Raw genomic sequence first — 13,797 nt, 5'->3', positions numbered from 1 at the left:
TGTCGCAAAAGTTTGTCAGTCCCCCGGGGTTTCGTCCCCGCCGCGCCCCTTGAAGCCCTGCGCCACCACGAACCATTCGACCGAGCCTTTGCGGCTCGCCGGCGGCTTGGCGTGCTTCACGGTGGTGAAGTTGCGCTTCATCTCGGCGACCAGCGTCGAATCGGCGCCGCCCGCGAACACCTTGGCGACGAAGGCGCCACCGGGCTCGAGCGTCTGGATCGCGAAGTCGAGCGCAGTCTCGACCAGCCCCATCGTCCGCAGCGCATCGGTCTGCGGATGGCCGACGGTGTTCGCCGCCATGTCCGACACGATCAGGTCCGGCGCGCCGCCCAGCGATTCGATCAGCAGGTCGGGCGCGTGATCGTCCATGAAATCCATCTGGAGGATCATCGCGCCTTCGATCGGATCGACGGGCAGCAAATCGATCCCCACCACCGCGGCCTTGGGCAGCCGCTTGCGCACCACCTGCGTCCAGCCGCCCGGTGCCATTCCCAGGTCAACGACGCGCTTCGATCCTTTCAGGAAATCGAACTTCTCGTCGAGCTCGAGCAGCTTGTAGGCCGCACGGCTGCGATAGCCCTCGGCCTTGGCGCGCTTGACATAGGGGTCGTTGAGCTGGCGTTCGAGCCAGCGCGTCGACTGTGCGGTGCGTCCGCGCGCGGTGCGCACGCGGACATGCCCCCGGCCGCCGCCGCGGCTCACAGCACGGCTCCGTTCATCAGTCTGCGCAAGATTCCCTCACGAATGCCGCGGTCGGCGATGCCGATCCGTTCGGCGGGCCAGAAGTCCAAGATCGTCTCCAATATTGCGCAGCCCGCCACCACCAGGTCGGCGCGCTCGCTGCCGATGCACGGCACCTGGCTGCGCTCGGCCATGCTCATCCCCGCGATGCGGCGGCTCACGTCGCGCATCGCGGGCGCGGGCACGATCAGTCCGTCGACCACGGAGCGGTCATAGGCGGGAAGCCCCAGATGCACGCTCGCGAGCGTCGTCACGGTGCCGCTGGTGCCGAGCAGCCGCGGCGTGCCCTTGGGCTGGCGGAGCCGCGCGACGAAAGGCGCAAAGGCATCGGCGACGCGCGCGCGCATCTCGGCATAGGCCGCTTCGCGCGCGCCGGCGTCCTCGCTGGTGAGGCCGACTGCCTCGGTTAGCGACACCACACCCCAGGGTGCGCTGTGCCAGTCGAGGATGCGCGGCACCTCGGCGCGCGAATCGACCAGCACCAGCTCGGTCGATCCGCCGCCGATGTCGAACACCAGCGCAGGCCCGTCACCGGGCTCGAGCAGCGCGTGGCAGCCGAGCACCGCCAGCCGCGCCTCCTCCTCGGCGGTGATGATGTCGAGCGCAATTCCCGTCTCGCGATAGACGCGCTCGATGAACTCGGAGCCGTTCGCGGCGCGGCGGCACGCCTCGGTCGCGACCGAGCGCGCCAGCGCGACGTTCCGGCGCCGGAGCTTGTCCGCGCAGATGCGCAGCGCCGCGAGCGTCCGTTCGATCGCCGCGTCGGAAAGCCGCCCGGTGGTGGCGAGGCCCTCGCCGAGCCGGACGATCCGCGAAAAGGCATCGACCACAGCGAACCCTGCACCCTGGGGCCGCGCGATCAGCAACCTACAGTTGTTGGTGCCCAGATCGAGCGCGGCATAGTGGCGCGCCTCGGGCCAGCGCGGATGCCCCGGCTTCGGCTCGGGCGGCTTCGAAACTGGCCGGGCGGAGCCGCTGCTCCGGCCGCGGGGTAGTCTGGCAGGGCCATCCCCCATGATATCACTCACTTATGTTCTGTCCGTCGCGGCTCCGGATCGGCGCCGTCGGTGCTTGGGAGCGAGGCTAGCGCAGGCGCATCCACAGGGCAAGGCGGCCACCGAAGCGCGTTGACAGCCCCGGATCGCCGCCTTATTTGCCGCGCCTCACGTTGCCCCGTCGTCTAAAGGTAAGACTACGGACTCTGACTCCGTCAATTGAGGTTCGAATCCTCACGGGGCATCCATTTTCCCGATCTTTTGCCGTCGCGACGCGCGACAGGCAGCACCGTGTGCGGAGGTATTGCGCGGTGCGGCGCATCGGAATGCGAGGGAACCCGGGCGGAAGGCGCGGCTAGGCCCGCGCGCCGCCGTCCGGGTTCTGCCGATGACGATCGAGCAGCTGCTGCGAGCGCTGCGTCAGCTGCTTGCTCTGCTCGATGCTTTCCTGAAGCCTCTCCTGCGACCTCTGGACCTCCGCAAGGAGATCACGACTTTCGCTGGACACTGTACCAACCCCGCGTGGAATCACTCTGAAAACGGAAACGGCGGTAACCAGTGCTTGTTTCCCCCAAATGGCCGGGGTTCGGTCAGCCGCCCCGCCTGCGGGACCGGGCGAGTCAGCTCGCCTGGGAAATCAGCTGCGCGGCTTCCGGGCCGAACCAGTCCATTTCGCCGGCGACCCGCCACAGCTCGCGCCCCTGCGAATCGTAGAGGATCGTGGTCGGCAGGTTGAGCCCCAGCCCGAGGCTGAACCCCGCTTCGGTGTCGAGATAGGGCTTGAGCGCCTTGAACTGCGCCTTGGCGAAATAGGGCGCGACCTTTTCCTTGCCCTCGAAGTCCTGGCTGATCGTCACAACCTGAAGCGCGTCCCCCTTCGCCACGGCGAGCGCGTCGAGCGTCGGCATTTCCTTGACGCACGGCGCGCACCAGGTCGCCCAGAGGTTGAGCAGCACCGGCTTACCGCGGAAGTCGGCGAGCGTCAGCTTCGCGCCGTCCGACCCCTGAAAGGCGATGTCGGGCGCCGCCTCGCCCTTGTGGCTCGTGTCGACTTTCACAGCCGAAGGCCCCGATTCGTTCGCGGCAGGTACGGCGGCGCTTTCGTTCGCTTGCTGGTTGGTCGCGGATTGCCTATCGCAGCCCGCGATTGCCGGCAGCGCCAAGAGGAGAAAGACGATCGCCGAGCGCAAGCAGAGCTCCAATGCCGAAGGTGGCAACAAAATGTGGGGCGGGCGCTTCGCCGAAGGCCCGTCCGCTGTCATGCGCGAGATAAACGCGTCGATACCCTTCGACAAGCGCATGTGGCGACAGGACATAGCGGGATCGAAGGCGCATGTCGCGATGCTCGGCAAGCAGGGCATCGTCGCCGCCGAAGACGCCGCGCAGATCGCCGCCGGGCTCGATCAGGTCGCTGCGGAGTTCGAGGCGGAAGGCGTCCCCGACGACCTGACGCTCGAAGACATCCACATGCTCACCGAGGCGCGACTCGCCGACAAGATCGGGCCCACCGCCGGCCGGCTCCACACCGCACGTTCGCGCAACGATCAGGTCGCGACCGACTTCCGCCTGTGGGTGCGCGACGCGATCGACCAAGCCGAGGCAGCGCTGGGCACGCTCCAGGATGCGCTGCTCGCCCGCGCCGAAGAACATGCCGACAGCGTGATGCCCGGCTTCACCCATCTCCAGAGCGCGCAGCCGGTGACGCTCGGCCATCATCTGATGGCCTATTTCGAGATGCTCGACCGCGATCGGTCGCGCTTCCGCGATGCCCGCGCGCGGATGAACCTGTGCCCGCTCGGATCGGCCGCGCTCGCGGGCACCGGCTTCGCGCTCGACCGTGACGCCACCGCCGCGGCGCTCGGCTTCGACGGCCCGACGCGCAATTCGCTCGATTCGGTTTCCGATCGCGACTTCGCGCTCGAATATCTCACCGCCGCCGCGCAGTGCAGCCTGCACCTCAGCCGGCTCGCCGAGGAATTCGTGATCTGGGCGAGCCAGCCCTTCGGCTTCGTCAGCCTGTCCGATCAATGGTCGACCGGCAGCTCGATCATGCCGCAGAAGCGCAACCCCGACGCCGCCGAGCTCGTCCGCGGCCATTCAGGGCGGATCACCGGCGCGCTCGTCAGCCTGATGATGACGATGAAGGGGCTGCCGCTCGCCTATTCGAAGGACATGCAGGACGACAAGCCGCCGGTGTTCGAGACGCACGACCTGCTGGGCCTCTGCATCGCGGCGATGACCGGGATGGTCGAGAGCGCGACCTTCCGCACCGATCGGATGCGCGGCCTCGCCGAAAGCGGCTTCGCGACCGCGACCGACCTGGCCGACTGGCTGGTGCGCGAGGCGGGCGTGCCGTTCCGCGAGGCGCATCACATCACCGGCCGCGCCGTCGCCGCTGCCGAGGCGCGCGGAATCCGGCTCGACCAGCTTCCAATCGACGCGCTCGCGGAAATCGACGCACGGATCGACGATCGCGTATATGGTGTCCTGAGCGTCGATGCCTCGGTGAACAGCCGGACGAGCTTCGGCGGCACGGCGCCGGCGCGGGTGCGCGAGGCGATCCGGGCGGCGCGGGCGCAGAGGGAAGCCGAAGGGCGCGAGGAGGAAGGGCGATGAAGCGATTGCTGCCGGCGGGCATCCTTGCCACACTCCTGCTTACGGGCTGCGGCGCGCGCGAACCGCTCGCCCCCGCGCCGGGCGCGTCGCTTCCGGTCGCCCCCTATGGCGCGACGGCGACGCCTACGCCCGAGGACCTGCTCAAACCGACACCACAGACGCGCCCCGCGCGGGGCGACGACCTCATCCAAAGCTCCGAACCGCGCCGCAGCGACAAGTTCGACGTGCCGCCTTCCAACTGACGGAATTCCATGGACCATTTTTCCCTGATCGGCGGTACGATGCACGCCGAGAACTTGCCGCTCGTTAGAATCGCCGAGGAAGTCGGCACGCCCGTCTACGTCTATTCCACTGCCACGCTGCGCCGCCACGCGCAGGTGTTCCGCGACGGCCTCGCCGCGGTGCCGCGCAAGCATCTGGCGTTCGCGGTCAAGGCCAATCCCAATCTCGCGGTGCTACGCCTGCTCGCCAACGAGGGCTTCGGCGCGGATGTCGTCTCGGGCGGCGAGATGGCGCGCGCGCTCGCCGCCGGAATGCCGGCCAGGGACATCGTCTTCTCGGGCGTGGGCAAGAGCCGCGCCGAGCTCGCCCAGGGGCTCGACGCTGGGATCGGCCAGTTCAACCTCGAGATCGAGGAAGAGGGCGTCGTGCTCTCCGAGATCGCCGCCGCGAAAGGCATGCGCGCCCCCGCGACGATCCGCGTCAACCCGGATGTCGATGCCGGCACCCACGAGAAGATCTCGACCGGCAAGGCCGAGAACAAGTTCGGCCTGCCGATCAGCGAGGCTCGAGCGATCTTCGATCGGCTCGCCCCGCTCCCCGGGCTCGATCTGCGCGGCGTCGCGGTGCACATCGGCAGCCAGCTCCAGAGCCTCGAACCGCTCGAGCGCGCGTTCGAGCGCGTCGGCGAGCTGGTGCGCGAGCTGCGCGCCGCCGGCCACAGGATCACCCATGTCGATCTCGGCGGCGGGCTGGGGGTGCCCTATCGCGCCAGCGAGAATCCTCCTTCTCCCGCGGAATTCGGCGAAATGGTCGCGCGCGTGACGAAGGATTGGGACGTCGAGCTGATGTTCGAGCCCGGCCGCGTGATCTGCGCCAATGCCGGGGTGCTCGTCACCGAAGTGCTGTGGGTGAAGCCCGGCCCGGTCCACCCCTGGGTGATCGTCGACGCCGCGATGAACGATCTTGCGCGCGTCGCCCTCTACGATGCCTATCACGACGTCGCCGCGGTCCGCCCGACCGGCGAGCGGATGACCGCCAACATCGCGGGGCCGGTGTGCGAGAGCAGCGACGTCTTCGCCAAGGGCCGCGAGATGGACGCGGTTCGATCGGGCGACCTGATCGTGCTGCGCAGCGCCGGTGCCTATGGCGCGACGATGGCGAGCACCTACAACAGCCGCCCGCTGGTCCCCGAAGTGCTCGTCTCGGGCGGCCGGTTCGAAGTGGTGGCGCAGCGCATCTCGGCCGAGACGATCATGGCCGAGGAGCATGTGCCGGATTGGCTCTGAGATGACGCTGCCCGCCCTGCCGATCTTCGTGAAGCTGGCGGGGCGGCCGGTGATTCTGGTCGGCGAGGGTGAGGCGGCCGATGCCAAGCGCCGGCTGCTCGAACGCGCCGGCGCCCGAATCCTGGGCGAGCAGGACGATGCCCGGCTGGCGATCGTCGCGCTCGCCGATCCCGAGCCGGCGGTGACGCGGCTGCGCGCGCGCGGCGTGCTGGTCAACGCCGTCGACCGGCCCGATCTGTGCGACTTCACTCTTCCCGCGATCGTCGACCGCAGCCCGGTGCTCGTCGCGATCGGCACGGCGGGCGCTTCGGCCGGGCTGGCGGCGGCGCTCCGCCAGCGGATCGAGGCCCTGCTTCCCGCGACGCTCGGCGCGCTGGCCGAAGGGCTCCACGCCGCGCGTGGCGCGATCCGCGCGCGGTGGCCCGACAGCGGCGAACGGCGGCGCACGATCGGCGCGGCGCTCGCAGGCCCGCTCGATCCGCTGATGGATCAGCCGGCCGACGCAGTGACGCGCTGGCTGGCAAGCGGCGATGCTCCCCCGGCGATGCTGCTGCGTTTCCGGCTGGCCTCGGTCGAGCCCGACGATCTCACGCTGCGCCAGGCACGTGCGCTCGCCCAGGCCGAGCGCATCTTCCACCGCCCCGACGTTCCCGCCGCGATCCTCGATCGCGCGCGCGCCGACGCGATCCGCATCGCCTGCCAGCAGGCACCGGACGACCCCGGCACGGGGCTTTCGATCGATCTGGAGATGGCCCGATGAGCGGCTTCGCCTATCTGGTGCGCGGCGGTAAGGCCGAGGACGTCCCGCTCAAGGCGGCGCTCGACCAGCATGCCGATCTCGCCTGGACGCACCTCACCACCAACGACGATCGCGCCACTGCCTGGCTGAGCGGCGCCGCGCAGCTCTCGCCCTATGTCGTCGAGGCGCTGACCGCCGCCGAGACGCGTCCGCGCTGCGACGCGGTGGGCGAGGGCGCCGTGATCAACCTGCGCGGGCTCTCGTCCGAGCAGCTCGCGACATCGGACCTGCTCGCCTCGATCCGCGTCTATGCGCACGGGGGCTGCGTCTTCTCGGTGACGCGCAAGCCGCTGAGCGCGCTCGATGCGGTGCGCGCCGCAGTGGAGGCGGGCCGAATCCTCGACCCCGGCGACCTGATCGCGGCGATCGCGCAGCAGATCACCGAGGAACTTGATCCGATGGTGGCCGATCTCGGCGATTCGCTCGACGATTGCGAGGAGCAGATCACCACCGGTCATGCCTTCGAGCTGCGCCACCGCGTCAACCGCGCGCGCAGCCAGGCGATCGGCTATCGCCGCTTCATGGTGCCGCAGCGCATCGCGCTCGAAAAGCTGGCTACGCTCCCCGGCGACTGGCTCCGCGACGATGACCGGCTGCACCTCTCTGCCGCCGCCGACCGCGCCGCGCGCATGGCCGAGGAGCTCGAAAGCATCCGCGAGCGCGCCGCGCTGGTCCACGAGACGCTCACCGATCTTCGCGCCGAGCAGATCGACCAGCGCTCGCTGATCATCGCAGTCGCGGCGCTGGTGTTCCTGCCGCTCACCTTCATCACCGGGCTGTTCGGAATGAACGTGCCCCTGCCGGTGCCCGAGGTGCCGGCGACCTTCTGGTGGGTAACGGCGACTTGCCTAGCCGTGTCCGCGGCGATCACGGTCTATTTCGTGCGCCGCCACTGGCTCGATCACTAGCGGGCTCGCGGCCTCGGCTTGGCGCCGAGGTTCTTCAATCTTCCTCCTAACGGGGGAAGATCGAGATCCCTGCGGGTATCCAAGCCTGCGCACCCCTGCTTTCGCCGAGCGCGAGATTTCAGCCCCGCGGAGTCGCGCGCTCGGCGATGTAGCCGGTCACTGCTTCGAAGGTGGCGGGAAGCACGTCGTAGCGCTCCTGGCGCTGGTAGAGGTCGCCGACGCGGGGCGGGACGCCGGGGCGGACGCCGGTGGCGCGCTCGACGGCATCGGCGAACTTGGCGGAATGCGCCGTCGCCAGCGTCACCACCGGCACGTCCACGGCGATATCGGCGCGGCGCGCGGCGGCGAGGCCGATCGCGCTGTGCGGATCGATCACCTGCCCCGCCTCGGCATGCGCCCAGCGCATCGCCTGGTTCATGCCCTCGGCGTCGATCCGGTCGCTCGCGAACAGCGCCGCGGCGCCGGTGCGCTGCGCATTGGTGAGCTGCATCGCACGGCTCGCCTCGAACCCGCGCATCTGATCGGCGATCGGCGCGCCGGCGAGATCGAACAGCAGCCGCTCGAAGTTCGAGCTCACCTGGATGTCCATCGACGGCGCATCGGTCGGCGTGACGGTGCCGGTGGAATAATCGCCGGAGGAAAGCGCACGGTGGAGGATGTCGTTGACGTTGGTCGCCACCACCAGCTTCGCCACCGGAAGCCCCATCTTCGCCGCGCCATAGCCCGCGAACACGTCGCCGAAATTGCCGGTGGGCACCGCGAAGGCGACCGGGCGACCCGGCGCGCCGAGGCGAACCGCCGCGTAGAAATAATAGACCACCTGCGCCATCAGCCGGGCCCAGTTGATCGAATTGACCGCAGTCACCTGGAAGCGGCTAGCGAAGTTCGCGTCGTTGAACATCGCCTTCACCAGCGCCTGGGCATCGTCGAAGCTGCCTTCGATCGCGATGTTGTGGACGTTGGGCGCGAGCACCGTCGTCATCTGGCGGCGCTGGACCTCCGAGACGCGGCCCCTGGGGTGGAGCATGAAGATGTCCACGCCGATCCGCCCGGCGACTGCATCGATCGCCGCCGATCCGGTGTCGCCGGAGGTGGCGCCCACGATGGTGAGGTGCTGGCTGCTCCCGGTCAGGAACTTCTCGAAAAGCAGGCCTAGCAGCTGGAGCGCGACGTCCTTGAAGGCGAGCGTCGGCCCATGGAACAGTTCGAGCAGCCACTGGCGTTCGTCGAGCTGGACGAGCGGAGTCACCGCGGCGTGCGCGAAGCGGCCATAGGCACGCGTGCACAGGTCGCGCAGCTCGTCTTCGTTCAGGTCCGGGCCGACGAAGGGCAGCATCACCCGCACTGCCGTCTCGACATAGGAGAGGCCGGCCATCGCCGCGATCTCGTCGCGGGTGAAGCTCGGCCAGCTCTGGGGAACGTACAGTCCGCCGTCGCTCGCGAGGCCCGCAAGCGTCACGTCGCGGAAGCCGAGCGAGGGCGCGGCGCCTCGGGTGCTGTGATAACGCATGGCGGCGGGTTAGCGGCGCCGGCGCGCGCCCGCAAGCAAGCCGATCTTTACGCGGGCGAAACCCGGCGGCGCCGCAGCGCGAGCACATAGATCACGGCCGCCACGATCGCGAAGAAGAACCATTGCCCCGCATAGGCGAGATGGTTGTTCGGCACCGACGAGAGATCGGGCCTGCCGTTGGGCGCGAGGCCCGCCGGGGGCGCGTCCGCAACCAGCAGCAGCCGCTGCGGCGTGCGATCGAACAGCGAGGCCAGCATCGATCGGCCGTCGGGCGCATGGCTCAGGAAGCCGCGGACTTCGCCGCCCTTCCACTGCGGCCTGGCGTTGGGATCGCGCGTGGTGCCGAGCTGGACGAGCATGCCCGGCCCCTCGGCGCCGGTGCGGCACTCGGCGATCGCGCGATACCCGGCGCCGCCCGCGCCCACCAGCCGGATCGCGACCGGCTCGACGCAGAAGCCGTGCGCGCGGCGGAACAGGAGGCTTTCGTCCGGCGTGCGGGGAAAGGCGATCTCGGGCTTGGAGGGATTGGCAGCGAGCTGCTCGAGCTGCGCGAGCTTCTTCGGCCGCCGATCGAGCAATTGCCAGAAGCCGAGCCCGATCATCGCCGCGACGGCGAGCGCGACGATCACGGTGGGGATGACGGGAATGCCCCGGGTCATAGGTCCCCCGCGATCCTGCCTTCGCCGGCGCGGCTGCGATATTCGAGCGCGAGCAGCCAGCCCTTGCCGATGCGCAGGAATCCCACCGTGAGTGCCGCCGTCAGCGGGACCCAGAGCAGGACGTGGATCAGCAAGCCGGGCTCGAATGTGAACTCGACCCACAAGGCCAGCGCCGTGACCAGCGCGCCGATGCCGAGCGTCAGGAACACCACCGGCCCGTCGCCGACGTTGAACTGGCGATAGTCGAGTCCGCAGCCGGGGCAGCGGTCGGCGAAGGCGACGAAGTTGCGGAACAAGGTCTTCGCACCGCAGCGCGGACAGCAGCCGTGGAGCCCCGAATCGAAAGCGGGACGTTCGCTCACGCCGTGCCGACGCACCATGGATCGGGCTGCATGTCGGCGGGCAGGCCGGCCTCGCCCGGGGCCGGGAAGCGGGCCTTGAACGTGAAGGCCTGCGGGCTCGGCCCGAAGCGATCAAGCAGCCACAGCCTGGAAAGGCCCTCGGCTACGGTGGGAAGATGCCCTGCCTCGATCCACCATAGCGCCTGATAGGCGCCCTCGAAAGGCGCGAACCATTGGCGGCGCTGCGCCATCACCGGCGTGTGCGCGCTGCGATAGACGAAGGCGAACAGCGCGTCGGCATCCTCCCACACGCTCATGTTGGGGATCAGCAACGGGTCCGGCGTCGCCTGGATATCGGTGGCGTTATTGCCTTCGCCCTTCAATCGCCAGACGAAGCCCGGGCTCGCCTCGGCGAGCGCATTGATGCGGTCGAGCGCTGCGAAGAAGCCGGCGACCTGCGGATCGTCGGCCGGCGCTACGAGCCGGCCGATATTGATCTGCGCAAGATGCCAGCGGCGCATGTCCGCCAATCAGCCGCCGTGCACCGGTGCACCCCAGCCGCCCCAGACGTAGATCGAGGCGAAGAGGAACAGCCACACGACGTCGACGAAGTGCCAGTACCAGGCGGCGGCTTCGAAGCCGAAGTGCTGCCGCGGGGTGAAGTGGCCCTTGTAGAGGCGCACGAGGTTCACGATCAGGAAGATCGTGCCGACGATCACGTGGAAGCCGTGGAAGCCGGTCGCCATGAAGAAGGCGCCTCCATAGCTCGATCCGCCTTCGCTGCCCGCCTTGAAGGGGAAGGGCGCGTGGGCATATTCATAGGCCTGGATCGCAGTGAAGATCAGGCCGAGGATGATCGTGAGCCACAGGCCCTTCTTGACGTTGTCGTCCTCGCCCACGCCGAGCGGGCCCCACACGCCCTTGAGTGCGCCGCCGCGCTGGTTGTGGATCAGCGCGTGGTGCGACCAGGTGAGGGTGCAGCCCGAGCAGAGCAGGATCAGCGTGTTGAGGAGCGGGAACTCCCAGGCGCTGATCACTTCGGTGCCCTTGGGCGGCCATTGCCCGCCGACCGCCTCGACCGCCGAGGGGAAGAGCGCGAAATCGAACCAGGCCCAGAACCAGCCGACGAAGAACATGACTTCGGAGGCGATGAACAGGATCATGCCGTAGCGCAGGTGAAGCTGGACCACCGGGGTATGATCGCCGGCATGCGCCTCTGCGATCACGTTGGACCACCAGCCGAAGAAGGTGATCAGGATGAGCGCGAGCCCGGCGAAGAACACCAGGTTGCCGCTCGGCATGTCGTGCATCCACATGATGCCGCCCGACGCGAGCACCAGCGCCGCCATCGAGCCGAAGAGCGGCCAGATGCTGGGCGGGAGAATATGATAGGGGTGGTTCTTGGCTCCGGCCATCGGCTCGTCCCTGTATCCTTGGTTTGGCGCTGCTTTAGGGCTCGAATCCGCATCCCGCAACGGGGGGATTAGAGAGGTCCTAACTCGCGGGCTTTTCGTCCGTCGAGGGGTAGAAGGTGTACGACAGCGTGATCTCCTCGACGTCCTTGGTGTCGGGATCGTTGAGGATCCCGGGATCGACGTAGAAGAGCACGGGCATGCGCACCGTCTCGCCCGGCTCCAGCGTCTGCTGGGTGAAGCAGAAGCACTGGATCTTGGTGAAATATTTGCCCGCGACTGCCGGGGTGACGTTGTAGGTCGCGGTGCCAGTGACGGGTTTGTCCGAAAGATTGGTGGCGGTGTAGAACGCCATGTCGCGCCCGCCGATGTCGATCACGTCCTCGCGGCGCTCGGGCGCGAATTTCCACGGCAGCTTGGCGCTGACATTGCTGTCGAACGCGACGGTGATCTTCTGCCCCGTCGCGCCCGGCGCGCGGTCGCCGCGCTGGGTGGTGCCGTTGAGCCCGGTCACTTCGCAGAACATGCGATAGAGCGGCACGCTCGCGAAGCCGACGCCGGTCATCGTGCAGACGCCGAGCCCGGCGAGCAGCGCGGTGCGCAGGTTGCGGGTCATCCGCCGTGCCCCAGCTGGATCTTCACGATCGAGATCGCGAAGATCAGGATCACGAACACGCCGAGCAGCACCGCCATGAGCCGCGCGCGATCGCGCTGGCGCTTGCGGATGAGAGCGGTGGGATCGACATGGCCCGCCGAGGAAACCGCGCCATTGCGGCCGCGCATCAGATCATCGTCACGCTTGTTCACACCAGCCACCGGTCGACGACCAGCGCGCCGAAAACGAGGAAGAGATAGAGGATCGAGTATTTGAACAGCCGCTTCTCGGGCACCATTCGGTCGTCCTCGGCCGAGCGGCGGAACGCCACCTGCGCGGCGAACAGCGCGAACACGCCGCTCAGCGCGATCGCGGCGATTCCGTAGATCGCGCCGGTGAGGCCCAGCGGCCAGGGCGCGATCGTCGCGAGGACCATCGGAATCGTGTAGAGCCCGATCTGGTGGCGCGTGACGCGCTCGCCCGCCACCACCGGCAGCATCGGCACCCCGGCATTGGCGTAATCGGTCTTCACGAACAGCGCGAGCGCCCAGAAGTGCGGCGGCGTCCACAGGAAGATCAGCGCGAACAGCAGCACCGGCAGCAGCACGACGTCGCCCGTCGCCGCGGCCCAGCCGATTACGGGCGGGAAAGCGCCTGCCGCGCCGCCGATCACGATGTTCTGCGGCGTGCGGCGCTTGAGCCAGATCGTGTAGACGAAGACGTAGAAGAGGATCGAGACGGTGAGGATCACCGTCGCGGTCAGGTTGATCGCGAAATACATGAGCGCGAGGCTGAAACCGGCCAGCCCGACTCCGAAATGGAGCGCCGACTGGCGGTCCATCCGGCCCGCCGGGAGCGGCCGGCCCTGGGTGCGGCGCATCTTCGCGTCGAGATCGGCTTCGTACCATTGGTTGAGCGCACCCGCCGCGCCTGCACCGAGCGCGATGCACAGGATCGCCGTGAAGCCCAGCACCGGATGGATCGGCACCGGCGCCGCGAGCATCCCGCACAGCGCCGTGAAGACCACGAGCGTCATCACCCGCGGCTTGGTGAGCGCGAGGAAGTCCCGCCAGTCGGCAGGCAGCGTGGTCGGAGTCGCGGTGGTCGTGGTCATGGCTTGGCGGCGCTATAGGCGCGTGCGCGGTGCGGGAAAAGGCCCAGCATCTGCATGGCTTGGCATTCGTCGCAGGGATGCGGGCGATATATGGTCCCTTTGCACGCGCCGCCGGGGCACGATAGGAGCATCCGCGTGACTCGGCGGCTCCGCCTCGATTTTCTCGCGACTCGCCGGATCGTGCGCGTGCTGCCGCTGGCGCTGCTCGCGTCGATCCTGCTCCACGCGCTCGCGCCGGCCTCGGCTGCGCCCGCTTTCCCCCAGGGCTCGACCTTCCGGGCGGACACCGCGAACGTCTGCGTCGCGGCGGCTTCGGGGCCGCAATTCGCCCAGATCCCGATCAAGCGGACGCCGGCGCCGCTTCCGATCGACGGTCCTGCGGTCTGCAGCATCGCAACCGCCGCGGTTCGTCCGCTCGCGATCGCGCCTGTCGAGCCAGTGCCGCCGATCCCTGCCGCGGCACCGTCGCATCATCGCGGCGGAACCGCTCCGCGCGCACCGCCGCAAGGCTGATTCTCCCAATCGCTGATCGGATGGCTCCCCGGCGGAGCCAAAGCTGCGCCCGTGCGGCGCAACGGCCGCACGCGCGGCCGAAGGAG

17 protein-coding genes and 1 tRNA gene are annotated in these 13,797 nt (G+C 68.8%); 7 read left to right on the top strand and 11 right to left on the bottom strand.

Features of this window, described 5'->3' with window-relative positions:
* Positions 1 to 15: 15 nt before the first annotated feature.
* Both ACMGDH_RS03710 and ACMGDH_RS03705 read right to left on the bottom strand, forming a co-directional pair.
* Positions 16 to 702, bottom strand: a complete 687-nt coding sequence (locus tag ACMGDH_RS03710; RefSeq protein ID WP_436826564.1) for an RlmE family RNA methyltransferase — start codon at positions 700 to 702, stop codon at positions 16 to 18.
* A complete protein-coding gene (locus tag ACMGDH_RS03705; protein ID WP_436827216.1) occupies positions 699 to 1,757 on the bottom strand; it encodes a Ppx/GppA phosphatase family protein in 1,059 nt (352 codons plus the stop codon). The genes ACMGDH_RS03710 and ACMGDH_RS03705 overlap by 4 nt, the downstream gene beginning before the upstream one ends.
* Positions 1,758 to 1,910: 153 nt before the next feature.
* On the opposite strand from ACMGDH_RS03705, the gene ACMGDH_RS03700 reads away from it, so the two are divergent.
* Positions 1,911 to 1,984 (top strand) — tRNA-Gln (locus tag ACMGDH_RS03700).
* Between the two features lie 372 nt (positions 1,985 to 2,356).
* On the opposite strand, the gene ACMGDH_RS03695 is transcribed toward ACMGDH_RS03700, so the two are convergent.
* Entirely contained in the window at positions 2,357 to 2,794 is a 438-nt protein-coding gene (locus tag ACMGDH_RS03695; protein ID WP_436826563.1) for a TlpA family protein disulfide reductase, read from the bottom strand.
* A gap of 163 nt (positions 2,795 to 2,957) precedes the next feature.
* Here ACMGDH_RS03695 and argH point away from each other — a divergent pair, with 163 nt between their 5' ends.
* From argH to ACMGDH_RS03670, 5 genes are read left to right on the top strand one after another with little or no spacing between them, the layout of a single operon-like run.
* Positions 2,958 to 4,352: an argininosuccinate lyase gene (gene argH / locus ACMGDH_RS03690; protein ID WP_436826562.1), complete on the top strand. Its 1,395-nt coding sequence runs from the start codon at positions 2,958 to 2,960 to the stop codon at positions 4,350 to 4,352.
* Positions 4,349 to 4,594 carry a hypothetical protein gene (locus tag ACMGDH_RS03685; RefSeq protein ID WP_436826561.1) on the top strand — a complete coding sequence of 82 codons (246 nt, stop codon included), beginning with the start codon at positions 4,349 to 4,351 and terminating at the stop codon, positions 4,592 to 4,594. The genes argH and ACMGDH_RS03685 overlap by 4 nt, the downstream gene beginning before the upstream one ends.
* Positions 4,595 to 4,603: 9 nt before the next feature.
* Entirely contained in the window at positions 4,604 to 5,860 is a 1,257-nt protein-coding gene (gene lysA, locus ACMGDH_RS03680; RefSeq protein ID WP_436826560.1) for a diaminopimelate decarboxylase, read from the top strand.
* 1 nt (position 5,861) lies between these two features.
* Positions 5,862 to 6,620 (top strand): precorrin-2 dehydrogenase/sirohydrochlorin ferrochelatase family protein, encoded by a 759-nt coding sequence (locus ACMGDH_RS03675; RefSeq protein WP_436826559.1) that lies wholly within the window; start codon positions 5,862 to 5,864, stop codon positions 6,618 to 6,620.
* Positions 6,617 to 7,567, top strand: a complete 951-nt coding sequence (locus ACMGDH_RS03670; protein WP_436826558.1) for a CorA family divalent cation transporter — start codon at positions 6,617 to 6,619, stop codon at positions 7,565 to 7,567. The genes ACMGDH_RS03675 and ACMGDH_RS03670 overlap by 4 nt, the downstream gene beginning before the upstream one ends.
* 118 nt (positions 7,568 to 7,685) lie before the next feature.
* On the opposite strand, the gene thrC is transcribed toward ACMGDH_RS03670, so the two are convergent.
* The 8 genes from thrC to ACMGDH_RS03630 all read right to left on the bottom strand — a co-directional run bounded on the left by thrC (position 7,686) and on the right by ACMGDH_RS03630 (position 13,198).
* On the bottom strand, positions 7,686 to 9,077 hold the full coding sequence (thrC, locus tag ACMGDH_RS03665) for a threonine synthase (RefSeq protein WP_436826557.1): 1,392 nt from the start codon (positions 9,075 to 9,077) through the stop codon (positions 7,686 to 7,688).
* Positions 9,078 to 9,124: 47 nt separating this feature from the next.
* Positions 9,125 to 9,736, bottom strand: a complete 612-nt coding sequence (locus ACMGDH_RS03660; RefSeq protein WP_436826556.1) for an SURF1 family cytochrome oxidase biogenesis protein — start codon at positions 9,734 to 9,736, stop codon at positions 9,125 to 9,127.
* Positions 9,733 to 10,116 (bottom strand): DUF983 domain-containing protein, encoded by a 384-nt coding sequence (locus ACMGDH_RS03655; protein ID WP_436826555.1) that lies wholly within the window; start codon positions 10,114 to 10,116, stop codon positions 9,733 to 9,735. The genes ACMGDH_RS03660 and ACMGDH_RS03655 overlap by 4 nt, the downstream gene beginning before the upstream one ends.
* Positions 10,095 to 10,598 carry a DUF3291 domain-containing protein gene (locus tag ACMGDH_RS03650; protein WP_436826554.1) on the bottom strand — a complete coding sequence of 168 codons (504 nt, stop codon included), beginning with the start codon at positions 10,596 to 10,598 and terminating at the stop codon, positions 10,095 to 10,097. Before ACMGDH_RS03650 ends, ACMGDH_RS03655 begins: the two co-directional genes overlap by 22 nt.
* A gap of 9 nt (positions 10,599 to 10,607) precedes the next feature.
* Complete coding sequence (locus tag ACMGDH_RS03645) at positions 10,608 to 11,492, bottom strand: cytochrome c oxidase subunit 3 (protein WP_436826553.1); 885 nt, start codon at positions 11,490 to 11,492, stop codon at positions 10,608 to 10,610.
* A 79-nt stretch (positions 11,493 to 11,571) separates the two neighbouring features.
* A complete protein-coding gene (locus ACMGDH_RS03640) occupies positions 11,572 to 12,105 on the bottom strand; it encodes a cytochrome c oxidase assembly protein (RefSeq protein ID WP_436826552.1) in 534 nt (177 codons plus the stop codon).
* Positions 12,102 to 12,272 carry a cytochrome c oxidase system small membrane protein gene (locus ACMGDH_RS03635; RefSeq protein ID WP_436826551.1) on the bottom strand — a complete coding sequence of 57 codons (171 nt, stop codon included), beginning with the start codon at positions 12,270 to 12,272 and terminating at the stop codon, positions 12,102 to 12,104. The genes ACMGDH_RS03640 and ACMGDH_RS03635 overlap by 4 nt, the downstream gene beginning before the upstream one ends.
* Before the next feature lie 20 nt (positions 12,273 to 12,292).
* Positions 12,293 to 13,198: a heme o synthase gene (locus ACMGDH_RS03630; RefSeq protein ID WP_436826550.1), complete on the bottom strand. Its 906-nt coding sequence runs from the start codon at positions 13,196 to 13,198 to the stop codon at positions 12,293 to 12,295.
* A 135-nt stretch (positions 13,199 to 13,333) separates the two neighbouring features.
* On the opposite strand from ACMGDH_RS03630, the gene ACMGDH_RS03625 reads away from it, so the two are divergent.
* Positions 13,334 to 13,711 (top strand): hypothetical protein, encoded by a 378-nt coding sequence (locus ACMGDH_RS03625; RefSeq protein ID WP_436826549.1) that lies wholly within the window; start codon positions 13,334 to 13,336, stop codon positions 13,709 to 13,711.
* Positions 13,712 to 13,797: the final 86 nt, after the last annotated feature.

This window comes from Sphingomonas radicis, assembly GCF_051400635.1.
In the GTDB taxonomy this organism is placed as follows: domain Bacteria; phylum Pseudomonadota; class Alphaproteobacteria; order Sphingomonadales; family Sphingomonadaceae; genus Sphingomonas.
Note: the sequence above shows the minus strand (reverse complement) of the source record. Positions and strands in the feature narration are given on the sequence as shown.